The 13,218-nt window shown below is 54.4% G+C and carries 13 protein-coding genes; 8 read left to right on the forward strand and 5 right to left on the reverse strand.

Features of this window, described 5'->3' with window-relative positions; genetic code table 11:
- Positions 1–90 precede the first annotated feature (90 nt).
- Positions 91–987, reverse strand: a complete 897-nt coding sequence (locus ACEWZM_RS18940; protein ID WP_414008191.1) for a LysR substrate-binding domain-containing protein — start codon at positions 985–987, stop codon at positions 91–93.
- Between the two features lie 141 nt (positions 988–1,128).
- Here ACEWZM_RS18940 and ACEWZM_RS18945 point away from each other — a divergent pair, with 141 nt between their 5' ends.
- The 4 genes from ACEWZM_RS18945 (at position 1,129) to ACEWZM_RS18960 (ending at position 5,766) form a co-directional block, all read left to right on the forward strand.
- The gene (locus ACEWZM_RS18945; RefSeq protein WP_414008192.1) at positions 1,129–2,739 is read left to right on the forward strand and encodes a GMC family oxidoreductase; all 1,611 of its coding nucleotides are present in this window, start codon (positions 1,129–1,131) and stop codon (positions 2,737–2,739) included.
- Positions 2,736–3,911 carry a mandelate racemase/muconate lactonizing enzyme family protein gene (locus ACEWZM_RS18950; protein ID WP_414008193.1) on the forward strand — a complete coding sequence of 392 codons (1,176 nt, stop codon included), beginning with the start codon at positions 2,736–2,738 and terminating at the stop codon, positions 3,909–3,911. Before ACEWZM_RS18945 ends, ACEWZM_RS18950 begins: the two co-directional genes overlap by 4 nt.
- Entirely contained in the window at positions 3,908–5,392 is a 1,485-nt protein-coding gene (locus ACEWZM_RS18955) for an aldehyde dehydrogenase family protein (protein ID WP_414008194.1), read from the forward strand. Before ACEWZM_RS18950 ends, ACEWZM_RS18955 begins: the two co-directional genes overlap by 4 nt.
- A 128-nt stretch (positions 5,393–5,520) precedes the next feature.
- Positions 5,521–5,766 (forward strand): DUF1289 domain-containing protein, encoded by a 246-nt coding sequence (locus ACEWZM_RS18960; RefSeq protein ID WP_414008195.1) that lies wholly within the window; start codon positions 5,521–5,523, stop codon positions 5,764–5,766.
- Between the two features lie 56 nt (positions 5,767–5,822).
- Here the strand turns inward: ACEWZM_RS18960 and ACEWZM_RS18965 are convergent, their stop codons facing one another.
- The 4 genes from ACEWZM_RS18965 to ACEWZM_RS18980 form a co-directional block, all read right to left on the reverse strand.
- Positions 5,823–6,296: a Dps family protein gene (locus ACEWZM_RS18965; protein WP_414008196.1), complete on the reverse strand. Its 474-nt coding sequence runs from the start codon at positions 6,294–6,296 to the stop codon at positions 5,823–5,825.
- Positions 6,297–6,405: 109 nt separating this feature from the next.
- On the reverse strand, positions 6,406–6,846 hold the full coding sequence (locus ACEWZM_RS18970; protein ID WP_414008197.1) for a hypothetical protein: 441 nt from the start codon (positions 6,844–6,846) through the stop codon (positions 6,406–6,408).
- 154 nt (positions 6,847–7,000) lie between these two features.
- Positions 7,001–7,669: a GntR family transcriptional regulator gene (locus ACEWZM_RS18975; RefSeq protein ID WP_414008198.1), complete on the reverse strand. Its 669-nt coding sequence runs from the start codon at positions 7,667–7,669 to the stop codon at positions 7,001–7,003.
- 107 nt (positions 7,670–7,776) lie between these two features.
- Entirely contained in the window at positions 7,777–8,802 is a 1,026-nt protein-coding gene (locus tag ACEWZM_RS18980; RefSeq protein ID WP_414008199.1) for a trans-3-hydroxy-L-proline dehydratase, read from the reverse strand.
- Positions 8,803–8,992: 190 nt separating this feature from the next.
- Here ACEWZM_RS18980 and ACEWZM_RS18985 point away from each other — a divergent pair, with 190 nt between their 5' ends.
- From ACEWZM_RS18985 to ACEWZM_RS19000, 4 genes are all read left to right on the forward strand, one after another.
- Positions 8,993–9,589: a helix-turn-helix domain-containing protein gene (locus tag ACEWZM_RS18985; protein ID WP_414008200.1), complete on the forward strand. Its 597-nt coding sequence runs from the start codon at positions 8,993–8,995 to the stop codon at positions 9,587–9,589.
- Between the two features lie 161 nt (positions 9,590–9,750).
- Complete coding sequence (locus ACEWZM_RS18990) at positions 9,751–11,337, forward strand: ABC transporter substrate-binding protein (RefSeq protein ID WP_414008201.1); 1,587 nt, start codon at positions 9,751–9,753, stop codon at positions 11,335–11,337.
- 71 nt (positions 11,338–11,408) lie between these two features.
- Positions 11,409–12,350 (forward strand): ABC transporter permease, encoded by a 942-nt coding sequence (locus ACEWZM_RS18995; protein ID WP_414008202.1) that lies wholly within the window; start codon positions 11,409–11,411, stop codon positions 12,348–12,350.
- Positions 12,347–13,213, forward strand: a complete 867-nt coding sequence (locus ACEWZM_RS19000) for an ABC transporter permease (protein WP_414008203.1) — start codon at positions 12,347–12,349, stop codon at positions 13,211–13,213. The genes ACEWZM_RS18995 and ACEWZM_RS19000 overlap by 4 nt, the downstream gene beginning before the upstream one ends.
- The last annotated feature ends 5 nt before the right edge of the window (positions 13,214–13,218 follow it).

A 13,218-nucleotide genomic window follows, 5' to 3' on the forward strand; every position in this document is an offset into this window, starting at 1 on the left:
CTTAGGGGCTTTGCGCGTATTTGATCGGTTCGATCAGAACTGGATGGCCATCACGCATTGTGGATAACTTCAATGCTGAACGTATCTTCCCTACGGAGATGAGGCAATCGCTGCGGCTGTAAGGTCTGAACTGATATGGGCCTGCATTTGCAGCCATTCCACCAAGTTCCTGACTTCTGGACGATGGCTGTTGCGATCTGAAGGTAGCACGAGGTGATGCCCATGTTGGGTCGACAGGGCGGTATGTCCGACTCGGACCAATGTGCCCCGCTCAAGATACGGGTGTGCAAAGATATCGGCGACGAGAGCAACCCCTAAACCCCGATCTGCCAACTCTAATGCGATCAGGGACTGGTCCACTTTATATGCGGACTCTGGAACCGTTGCGTCAGGATCGTGAAGTGTAAAAAAATGACGCCATGTGTCTACGACGCCGGTCATTTCGATCAAGGGAAGCTTGTGCAAACTGGGATACGGTTCGGTATCAAGCAGATTGGGTGGAGCGACAGCAATCACTTTGTTCTGCATCAACGGCAGGACAGCTCCATCCCGCCAGCTGCCATCTCCATAGCGTATGTCGATGTCAATGGACTCACCCTGTGACAGCTCGCTCCATGATGACGACAAAACCCGCAGTCGACTGGTGGGATATTTTGTTTTGTAATCCTCCAATAGCGGCATCAGCCATAGGAGGTTTAACGAAGTGAGACAGCGAAGAGTTACCTCCTCTTGGATACCTTTGCCAAACAGGTTCCAGGTCGTGGCATCAATATCTGCAAAGGCTTTGGCCACCACTGGCAGATAAGCATGTCCCAATCGCGTCAGGCTGAGCAATTTGTTGTCGCGGCGAAACAGCTTGTGTCCGAGCCGAGCTTCCAGACCGCGTACCTGATAGCTGACTGCGGATGGGGTTAGGCCTAGCTCCTCTGCTGCCAGAGTGAAACTGCCATTGCGGGCGCTGGCGTCAAAGGCACGGAGCCAGTTCATCGGGGGAAGATCGCTGTACATCGTATCACAATAGACAGTTGACGAATTTTTTTAAGGTAGTGACGAATTTTTTTTCGTTTCTGTTTTTTTGATCTGCTCTGTACCGATTTAATGACAAAAATATTACGGACGATCAGGCACGTGGCGACATTTGATTACATTATCATTGGTGCGGGCTCTGCGGGGTGTGTACTGGCGGAGCGTTTGAGTCGATCGGGACGACACAAAGTGCTGATCCTTGAGGCCGGGGGACGCGGCCGCTCGCCATGGATCGCGCTCCCTTTGGGTTATGGAAAAACGTTCTTTGATCCGGCGGTGAACTGGAAATACGAGAGCGAGCGTGAAGAGGCGCTTGCGGGGCGCAAGGGGTATTGGCCTCGTGGTAAGGGCGTAGGTGGGTCAGGGGCAATTAATGCGCTGGTCTATGCGCGTGGCGTGCCGCAGGATTTTGACGATTGGGAAGCTGCTGGAGCAACCGGCTGGGGTTGGGATACAGTGCAGCGTACCTATGAGACAATAGAGACGCGGGTTTCCCCAGATGGGCAGAGAGATGGTGCCGGCCCGCTGCACGTGCAAGATGTTTCTGATCAGATCCACCCGGTGAACCGGCACTTCTTTACCGCGGCGGCGCAATTGGATTTGCCTAAGACTGATGATGTGAATGCCTCGGATGGCGAAGGGGCGGCAGTCTATCGTTTGAATACCAGCGGCGGTCGGCGGATGCATTCGGCGCGGGCGTTTCTGGTACCTGCGCTGAAGCGGTCGAATGTGACGCTGATGACAGGCGCTTTGGTGGAACGGATCGTCTTTAGCGGCCGTCGTGCAACCGCAGTCCAGCTGCACCGGAGAGGTAAGTCTCTCTCTATTCCAGCCAGGTATGAGATCATTCTGTCGGCGGGGGCGGTTGCCTCGCCTTGTTTGTTACAGAAATCCGGGGTTGGCCCCGCAGATCTGCTGCGACAGCATGGGATAGATGTCCTGCAGGATCGACCTCATGTCGGAGGTAATCTCCAAGATCATCTGGGCGTCAACTATTACTTCCGCGCGACAGAGCCGACATTGAATAATGTACTGTCACCACTGACCGGCAAAATTCGGGCAGCACTGCACTATGCGTTCCGGCGGCGTGGTCCGTTGGCGCTTTCGGTGAATCAATGCGGGGGGTATTTCCGTAGCAGGCAGGATCTGGCGCGGCCGGACCAACAGTTGTATTTTAACCCGGTAACCTACACGACGACGCCAAGTGGCAAGCGCGAGGTGATCCAGCCTGATCCCTTTGCCGGGTTTATTATTGGCTTTCAGCCCTCGCGCCCAACAAGTCGCGGGCGGGTGGATCTACGCAGCGCGGATCCGGCGGCTGCACCACTTATTCGGCCAAATTCTCTGGCGAGTGACGAAGATCAGGCGCAAGTCATTGCCGGGGGGCGACTGTGTCAACGTTTGGCGACGGCACCGGCAATTGAGGCGTTGATCAAGGCGGCGCTTGATCCCGACCTGCGCCAGATGTCAGACACAGATATCCTGTCAGATTTCCGCGAGCGTTGTAGCACCGTGTTTCATCCAGTCGGCACTTGCCGCATGGGCGCAGATGCAGACAGTGCCGTTGTCTGCCCGAAGCTTAAACTGCATGGGTTTGATGGGTTGAGGGTCGTTGATGCCTCAGTCTTTCCAAATATTACATCGGGCAACACCAATGCCCCAACAATGATGCTGGCCCACCGGGCGGCTGATATGATCTTGGAGGCCGTATGAGCACGCCCTATTCCGCGTCTGGAGCAGTACCCGTCCGCGACAATCACGGGCAGGAGGATACCGGGCTACGCATTCGCCGGATCGAGACGTTTTGCACCCCTTTGATCGGGTTTGCCCGAGTTACGTCAGAGGATGGTCAGCAGGGCTGGGGCCAGGTTTCGACCTACAACAGCGATCTGACCTGCGAGATCTTGCATCGCCAAGTGGCCCCTTGGGCGTTGGGGCGCGGGATGGATGCGTTAGAGGCGGTGATCGACGAAATCCCGCTCCGCGAGCACAAATATCCCGGCACTTATTTACGGCGTGCGATGGCGGGGCTCGATACTGCGGTTTGGGATTGGCGCGGCAAGGTTGCAGAGAAACCAGTGGCAGCCTTGTTGGGCGGGACGGCTGGACCGATCCGGGCATATGCTTCCTCCATGCGCCGCGATATCACCCCACAAGAGGAAGCTAGTCGTCTGAAATCGCTGCACGACCGCGATGGGTTTGATGCCTTCAAGGTGCGGGTGGGCGCAGAATGCGGCGAAGACCGGGATGAATGGCCTGGACGGACGGAAGAGATTATTCCAACCGTTCGGAGTGCGCTTGGAGATGAGGCCTCTTTGCTCGTCGACGGCAATTCCGGGTTTTCACCCCAGCGCGCCATCGAGGTCGGACACCGTTTGCAGGACCACGGGTATGAGCACTTTGAGGAGCCTTGCCCCTATTGGCTTCTGGAACAGACAGCCGAGGTGACCCGTGCCCTAGATATGGATGTCGCGGGTGGTGAGCAGGATTGGGATTTGCAGACCTGGAGCCGCATGATCGAGATGCGCGCGGTTGATATTATCCAGCCGGATATTCTTTATCTTGGTGGTATGGTCCGCAGCATGGAGGTGGCGCGCTTGGGTGCCGTTGCCGGACTGCCCTGTACGCCGCATTGCGCAAATCTGTCGATGGTAACGCTGTTTACTATGCACATGTTGCGTGCTGTAGAGTTGCCCGGTCGTTATCTGGAGTTTTCGATTGAGGGCGACGACTATTATCCGTGGCAGCGTGATCTGTTTGCGAATGACCCGTTCGTTGTCACGAATGGACAAGTCGTGGTCAGCGATCAGCCCGGTTGGGGTGTCGAGATCAATCCAGAGTGGTTAGCTAAATCGAAATATACCTGCAGTGAGAACGTGCAATGACGGTTGATCACCGGATCTCGACCTATTTTGAAACGGGTACTCTCCCAAATCTGCCGGGTGATCATTTCATCAACGGAGGCCCTGCCGTAGCCTATGCTGGTGAGCGGATGCAGAGTTTTGATCCGGGTCGTGGTGTAGCTTTCGCAGACTTTGCAGCGGGCGATGCGGCTGATATCGACCGTGCAGTCACCAGTTCGGAACGTGGTTTTGCTATCTGGAGTGCGACACCACCTGCACAGCGCTGCGCGATTTTGAATGCGGCGGCCCAACTGATACGCGCCGAGGCTGAGCATCTAGCGGTCGTTGAATGCCTGGACAGCGGAAAGACACTTGCAGAAGCGCGCGGCGACATTGCGGGATCTGCACGCTTGTTTGAATATTACGCAGGTGCTGCAGACAAACTGGATGGTCGTAGTATTAATCTCGGCAATGATAATGCCGCTTTCACACTGCGTGAACCAGTTGGCGTGACGGCACATATCGTTCCTTGGAATTACCCGACCTCGACCCTGGTACGTGGCATCGCCCCTGCGTTGGCGGCGGGGTGTTCAGCGGTGGTCAAACCCGCTGAAACGACACCTTTCACGGCACTGATGATTGCGGATTTATTGATCCGGGCCGGTCTGCCCGCTGGGGTGGTCAATGTCGTGACCGGCACGGGTCTGGCTGCTGGGGCGCCACTTGTGCGTGACCCACGTGTTCGGCATGTGACGTTCACGGGATCCGTTGCGACCGGTGTTGGCGTGATGCAAAGTGTTGCACCAAATGTGACGGGGCTGACGTTGGAATTGGGTGGTAAATCGCCACTGTTAGCGTTTGGCGATGCCGACGTAGATGCGGTGGTCGAGGGGGCACTTTGGGCGATTTTTTCTAACGCTGGACAAATCTGCTCGGCTGGGTCGCGATTGCTGGTTCATCGTAGTCTTCATGCCGAAGTGCGTGACAAACTGGTTCTCGGTGCAAAGGCGTTGCGGGTTGGTCATGGGTTGCGCGGGCCAGATATGGGAGCGGTGAACTCATCCAGTCATTTGGCGAAAATAGACGATCACGTGGCCTGCGCCCGTGCGCGAGGTGTCGATATTGTAACTGGCGGTATGTCTCTTGTAGATCAGGACAGTGGAGATGGTTGGTTCTATGCGCCGACTATTCTGGATGATTTGCCTGCAAATGATGACGCAGTTCTGCAGGAAATTTTTGGCCCGGTATTGGCGGTTCAGGTCTTTGACGATGAGGATGAGGCAGTCACTCTTGCGAATGGGACTGAGTTTGCATTGGCTGCGGGCATCTACACCAAGGATATTTCGACTGCGTTGCGGATGGCACGCCGTGTTGATGCAGGGCAGGTAACGGTGAATGATTACTGGGCAGGAGGCATTGAGTTGCCATTTGGTGGCAATCGGAAATCCGGATTTGGGCGCGAAAAGGGTTTGGAAGGCCTGGATGCCTATACCAGAAGCAAGGCTGTGACCTTGGCGGTTTGATGGGTTGCGGTTCGTTCGGTTTTTGGATTTGACAGGATTTGAGGAAAACGCAGGCCCTTTGGGGTTGCATCAATCCCGTTCTGCCCCATCTCTAGCGAGTTAAGCTAGGCCACCGCATAAGGTTCGATATGCCCAAGATACCCAGCCCCTGCATTGATGTGTGCAAATTCAAACGCGAAGGTCACTGCATTGGTTGTTCGATGACTAAGGCGCAGAAATCTCTTTTCAAAGCGTTGAAAAAGGACAGCCATCGGCGCGCATTTGTCAGGATGCTGACTGCGCAACAGGGGCAACTGGGTAAATACACCCATTGGGATATCGCATATCGCAAGAAGCTGGCGAAACGAAAAATCGCGGTCGAGGATATCCTCTGACCGCGATCCACATACAGGCGCTAGGGCTGAATTTCCACAGGCGATCGGTTCCTTGATCAACCCGCGAGATGAGAGCGTAAGAACCAAGCGAATTTCTCATGCGTCTGACCGCGCGCAATGCACAGATCTTCGGTCAGGGTATCACCGTGATCAGCGGCCAATGCCCCGCTGCCAGCGAGGGTTGACGCCAGCGTCTCCTGCGCTTCCATCATGATGCGGATCATTTCCTGATCGGTTGCATGGCCGTCATGTTCAGCCACTTTGGAGCGTTTCAACATCCCGGCCAACGTGCCTTCGGCATGAATATCCAGCGCGCGAACGCGTTCAGCTAGATCATCCTGCCCGATAAAATGGTCTTCGTAGATTTTCTGAAACAGGTCGTGCAGAGGTCCGAATGACATGCCTTTTACGTTCCAGTGGAAATTCTGGGCGAGCATCGTAGTGACAGCGGTTTCTGCCACGGATTGGTTAAGCGCATCGGCGATTGCGGTTTTTGCATCGGTCGAGAGTGCAGCAGCGGTCTGTGTCATCGTGTTCCCCAATATTCCATTCATAAAATAGCTGGCTGGCTGGAGCTGGCTTGCTGTGGGGAACAACATAGCCATCGGGGCGCGTATAGCAAGTCTTTTTAGAATGGTTCTAAATCTTAGGGAATTGCTCAGAAATATGGCCCAGCAAAAATCCGATGTAGCGACGCTGACCAGGTTCAATCTGCGATCTCAACAAGAAGCCAAGACTATCATGATCGTCAGCTGAAATGCGAGACAGACAGCGCAGAACCCAAGCTTCGTCAAAGGAAACTTCAGTGGTACCAGGCCGCAGCCACTTGATTCGCCGCATCAATGCTTCTGGCAAGCACTTTACGAAAGTGTCGACATAGGTTCGTTTAGCGTCTTCTCCATCAACGAATAGGAGGGCGCAGGCTTCAAAAAGATCAGTGCGCGCGGCGACCCGACATCCCATCGCGGCCAGCCGTAAGGTATTGAGAATACTGTAGTCCTGTTCGCTGAAAGCAGGGCATGTATACAAGCGCTCAGGCTCTTGCGCGTGCGGCAAGGTCAACGTTTGTACTGGCATCATTTGTGATGGATCCGTTTGTTCAAAATGAGCGTTGAGGACGCTTTGGATAATTCCCGACTAAATATATTGGTTTTAAGGTCGGTCACAAGAGAAGACACAGGCGAGTTCGAAAATTTAAGGGTGAAAATGATCGCCACTTAGGGCGAGTAAGAGTCTAGTTGCGGTTTTCCGCTACCAAAGTCAGTAACTCTTCCTTTGTGCGAGAGATGTGTCGGGTCAGTGCTTCGCATGCGCCCTCGACGTTCCGTGCTTCCGCGAGGGCCAGCAGATCGCGGTGCTCGGATTTGGCGGGTTCGCGTTGCTTCATCACGCTTAGGTGCATGCGGACAAAGCGATCAGAATGGAGGCTGAGACCCTGGAGCACATCATTGGTTAGGCGTCGCTCCGCCGCGGCATAAAGCGCGGAATGGTAGCGGTGGTTCAGTGCTCCCCAGGTTGCCACATCGTCAGCATCATAGGAGGCTTCCATTTCATCCAAAATTTGGCTGCATCTCGCGAAATCCGTGGTGGTCATCGCTGGGATCGAGCGGCGGAAAAGATCGACCTCGACCAATATGCGCAAATCAAAAATTTCGGCGATTTCACGTAGCGAATGTTTGGTCACTGTAGCGCCACGATTATTGGCAAAGAGCACGAGCCCTTCTGCGTCCAATCGTTTCAATGCTTCGCGAACTGGCATTCGTGAGACATCGTATTCTTCGGCCAGAGCTTCCTGGCGGATCGGCTCACCTTCGGCCAGTTCGCCACTTAGAATACGCTCGCGTAGATCAGCGGCGATGACGTCTGGAAGCGTGTTACGTGAGATGGCGCGCTTGGCTGCCATGGATGCCTCATTGGTGTTGGTTGCGTTGTTGCCGTTTGGCGTAGGTCGATTTCGATCGAGCGGGTTTGCCCTGCATAGGCCCGCTAATCAAGTGGGGAGGCGATGTATCATGCGCCCCATGTGTCGCTCAGGCGATATCCGGTTGGCCAGGGATCATCTGGATCAAGCATGTGTTGATGCATTCCCGTGATCCAACCGCGACCGCTTATCTCGGGGATGATGGCTGGGTGTCCATTAACAGTAACCCGACCGGCGATCCGGCCTTTAAAACTGGATCCGATGATGGATACGGCCTCAAATTCTTGATCGGGCGACATCTCTTGCTTTGCCAACATCAACGCCATTCGGGCAGAGACTGCGGTGCCTGTGGGTGATCGGTCCACCTTTCCGGGTTGGATTGTCACAGCAGAGCGGCTACGCAATCCCGTTTGGGTTGGCTCCAATGGTCCGCAGAAGGCGCAGAACGAGAAATGGTTCCAATCCGAATTGCTGGGATGTGTGAAACTTAGCTGTTCATTCGCGGCAGCTAGGATGCGCGTGCCGATTTGTGCAATCGCCTTCGCTTCGGCTTCGCAAATGTTCAAACCCAGATCGGATGCTTGCACCACAACAAAGCTATCTCCGCCATAAGCTGTATCTACCGACAGTTTGCCAATACCCGGAACATCAAGTGTCACACCAAGTTCTCCGGCAAAACTGGGCACATTCTGGACGAAGATCCGTTCGGCCTTGCCGTTCTTGCATTCTGCGCGCACGCTGACCAAGCCGCCCGGAGCCTCCAGCGTCAAATGGGTTTCTGGTTCCTGCATGGGCAAGATCCCACCATCTAACAGCACTGTTGAAACGCAGATGGAATTAGATCCGGACATCGGGGGCGTGTATTCAGGCTCCATAATGATGAACCCCATATCTGCGTCCGGATGCTTGGGGGGCACCAGCAGGTTGACATGTCGAAAAACTCCGCCGCGCGGCTCGTTTAGGACAAAGTTGCGCAGTGTCTGATCTTGAGCGATAAATGATCGTTGATCCCACAGTGTTTTGCCTGGTGGTTGTGCTACGCCTGCGACGATGACGTCACCTACTTCACCCTCGGCATGGGCGGAAATGACATGTACGGTTTTGGTGCTGCGCATCGCAATCTCCGGTGGGTTTGAGCCGAGGTGGCGCTAGATCGATGCCACATCTTCCTTTTCTGATGTAGCACTATAATTAATTTTAGTATATGTCTTCCTGAAGCCCATGGATCAATTGGTCGCCGATCCAGTTAGCGTATGAGCGTTGATTGGGGGCCGTCGGGTCTACCGAAGTTTTCAGGATACGCATATGGACGCTGCAAGTGCGCGCAAGAAAAGCCGCAAGAAGGACAACCCCGAACAATTGGGAAACGCGATCCGTCGTCGTCGCAAGGCTATGGGAATGACCATGGTGCAAGTAGCTGAAGAAACCGAACTGACGCCTGGGTTTATTTCTCAGGTTGAACGGGGCATCAGCACACCGTCTTTGTCCTCACTCTTGTCGATTGCTGCGGCGCTCCAGACCAGTGTTGAACAGCTACTGAGTGTTGAAGAGGAATATAGAGAGTATATTCATAAGGATAACAGGCAGACCTATGCACTAGGTGTGAATGGGCGGCTATATGAGAAGCTTGGTCCGGGGTTTTCCGGCGCGCTATGTTACCCATCAATTATCCACCGTCCCGCTGGTCATGTGTCTGAGAAGATGTGCCATGAGGGCGAAGTGTTTTGCTATCTGATTTCAGGGCAACTTGAATACCACCTCGGCGATGTCGTGCATATCATGTCGCCCGGCGACACTGTCCACCATGACTGTTCTAAGCCGCATTACTCAATCGTGTTGAGTGACGAGGGGGCCGTCGAGTTGTGGGTTAGTACCATGCCGATGAAGAGCTCGTCGCAGTGATGCGTAAGGGACCGCGACGTAAGTTCAGCCGTGCATCATCAGAAAAATAGCAGCTTTGATGTTTTCGACAGAACTTTTGCTAAAAATAATTTTAGTAATCTTAAAACTCACGCTATGCTTCGTCATATGAGACGGAGAATCGATCTGGGAGGATCTCACCAATGACAAGAAAACTGGTGGCGGCTGCGGCTGCCTTGACTACTGCTCTGACAGCACCGGCCTTCGCGCAGGATCGCGGTGGCGTATTGAATTTCGCCCGCTACGATGGGTCTACACTGATTGATCCGATTTATGCTGACCGTAACCCAGATATCTGGATGGTCGGTAGCCTTTTTGATACGCTGCTACGCCCTAGCGCCGATGGAAATTCGGTGGTTGCTGGTTTGGCTGAGAGCCATAGCGTGTCTGATGATGGCAAAACGGTACAGCTGACACTGCGCGACGGAGTGAAATTCTCCGACGGAACGCCCATGACTGGAGAGGATGTAGTCTTCTCGCTCGACCGCGCTCGTGATGCGGATCTAAGTCCTTGGGCTGGTCTTCTCGGAACATTGGATACAGTTGCCAATGATGGTAATGAAGTTACACTGACGTTGTCAGCGCCAGATCCTACAATACTGTCCATGCTCGCGACCTTTACTACCGGGATCGTATCCAAGGCCGCGTTTGAGGCCGCTGAAGGAGCTACGGACCAAGAAAAGTCCGCCGCTATCTTCGCTGCCAAGGGCGCAGGCGTTGGTACCGGACCGTTTTATCTTTGTGGGTTCGAACAGGGCACCTCAATGGACTTTTGCGCTAATGAGCACTACTGGCGCGACGGGACTGACGGTAAGCCACTGCCTTATCTCGAGGGTGTCCATTTCGAGATTATTCCAGACGATGCCACCCGCATTCTGAAACTGCAGGCAGGCGAGATGGATGGGGCTGAGTTCATTCCGTTCTCACGTGTTGCAGAATTGGAAGCCGATCAGAATATCGACATGAATCTGTTTCCGTCGACACGGATTATCTATTCGCCGATAAATACGCGCCCGACGCGGGCTGACGGTTCGCCAAATCCGCTGGCAGATGAGCGTGTGCGCCAAGCGCTAAACTACGCGACCAACAAACAAGCGCTGATTGGGTTGGTATTGCAGGGTGCAGGCAAACCTATGACCTCGCCTCTTATGGCGGCAGCAACTCAGTTGGCGACTGCAACAGATCCGCTTTATGGCTATGATCTGGACAAGGCGAAGGCCTTGATTGCGGAGGCCGGCTTAGCGCCAGGAACAGAGATCACCTTTACCACGCTGGCGGGCTCTGCGGATGACAGCACGATTTTTGCAGCACTCCAACAGATGTGGGCACCTTTGGGGATCCAGCTGAAAGTGGAACAAGTGGATAATGCCACACGTGGCGCTAAGAACCGTTCGGGTGAATTCGATATCCACACCTATGGTTGGGTCAACGATGTAAATGATCCAAGCCAGGTCACAGGTTGGCTGGGTTATTTCCCCACTGCCAAAGCTGTTGGCACCGGTTGGGAGAACGAAAAGTTCAATGGCCTGTTCGAGGCATCTGCGACGGAAATGGATGCAGGCGCACGCGCCGGTCAATATGCCGAGATGCAGTCGATCTATGCTGAAGCTGCTCCGCTCTTGTTCATGTATGAGACTCCGTTTGCGGTGGCCTTGTCCACGGGTGTTAGCGGGTATGTACAGACCCCGCTGGGTAACAACCTGTTCGAGGAAGCCTCAATCAGTCGCTGATTGACCACGCCTAGCAATGCAAAAAGCGCCGTCAACCAATAGGTTGGCGGCGCAGATGAACGGATGCCAATATGGCTAGTTTACAGTATATAATAAAGCGTATGATGCTGATGGCAGTGACCTTCTTTTTGGTCATGGTCATCATATTCCTTCTCGTGCGACTTCTGCCAGGTGACCCTGCAATTGCCATCGCGGGAGACCGGGCATCAGACGCCGATTTGGCTGCAATTCGAGAGAGACTGGGGTTAAATCAAGCGTTGGTTGTCCAGTTTTGGCAATTTCTCTCCAACACCGTTCAAGGTGATCTTGGCCGTTCGATCCTGATGCGTGCGCCGGTGATGGATGTAATTACCGCGCGCCTGCCAACAACGCTGTTTCTAACGACTTATGCCGTAGCGCTATCAGTGTTGATCGCTGGGCCGCTGGCCTTTGTCGCAGCGTTGAACCGGGGTCGCTGGCCCGATGCTGTCATACGCACAGTGTTTCAGGTCGGATTGTCGATGCCGGTGTTCTATATCGGCCTAATTTTGTTGACCTTTCTGGCAGCGCAACTGCGCTGGTTCCCGGTGGGTGGTTATGGGGACAGTTTTACTGCGCGCCTGTATCATCTGTTTCTGCCGTCTGTGGCCGTGGCGCTTTATACCTCGGCGATCATTATGCGGAATCTGAGGTCGGCCATCATCGAAGTGGTCGATGCGGAATATGTCGAATTTGCACGCGCCAAAGGTTTGTCATCCACGCAAATTCTTGGTCGCCACGTGTTGCGTAACGCATTGATTTCGACTGTCACACTGTTGGGCCTCTCTATTGGTAACTTAATGAGCGGCACGCTGGTAACCGAAACGGTGTTCGCCGTACCTGGTGTTGGTCGTTTGATGCTGGAGGCTATTTTTGCCCGTGATTACCCGCTGATCCAGGGGTTGACCCTGACCTTTGCCGTGCTGGTTTCGATTGTGTTCCTATTGACCGATCTGATCCAGAGCGCACTAGACCCGAGGATGCGCCTGACATGACCGATGCCACACTCCTGTCGCCCGAAGCGACGCGCCCCGTCCAAAGTCGCTGGCAAATAGCTCTGCGAAAGCCGGGGTTCATGATTGGCGTTGCCATAATTTCTATCTCTGCCCTGCTGGCGATCGCTCCGGGTCTCTTTGCGCCTTATGACCCTAATTTCATTGACTATAATGCTGTGCGCCAGCCACCAAGTTGGGCGCACCCCTTTGGCACGGACATGCTGGGTCGTGACAGTTTGAGCCGGGTGATCTCGGCCTATTCCGTGAATATGCAGATGGCGGTATTGGCTACGATATTTGCCATGGTTATCGGTGTCACAGTGGGCGCATTGGTGGGATACTATCGAGGTATTGCCGATATGATCTTTGGCCGGGTAGTGGATGCTGTAATCACCTTTCCCTTCTTGGTTTTGGTTATTGCCGTTGTCGCGGTACTGGGGCCGGGATTGGTCAATATGTACATCGCGATCACCATCGTCGGCTGGGTGTATTATGCGCGTTTGATGCGCGCAGAAGTGATTACCCAGATGGGCAACGATTATGCTTCGGCGGGAGTCGTCATGGGCTATTCTGACCGCCGGGTGATCTTTCGTCATCTCTTGCCGAACGCCATCACTCCGGTGATCGTCTACTGGATGACCGATATGTCCTTGGCCATCCTGTTGGGCTCTTCGTTGGGTTACCTGGGGCTTGGGGCGCAACCACCGCAGGCAGAGTGGGGCGTTTTGATTGCCGAGGGGCGTAATTTTATTACCACCGCCTGGTGGCTAAGCCTGATGCCTGGAATCGCAATCGTGCTGACTGGTATCGGGTTTTCGCTGATCGGCGATGGGCTGGCCGATTTGTTGCGGCCTCGTGGTTGAGCGGG

Origin of the sequence: Phaeobacter cretensis, from assembly GCF_047372505.1 — a bacterium.
GTDB lineage: Bacteria > Pseudomonadota > Alphaproteobacteria > Rhodobacterales > Rhodobacteraceae > Phaeobacter > Phaeobacter cretensis.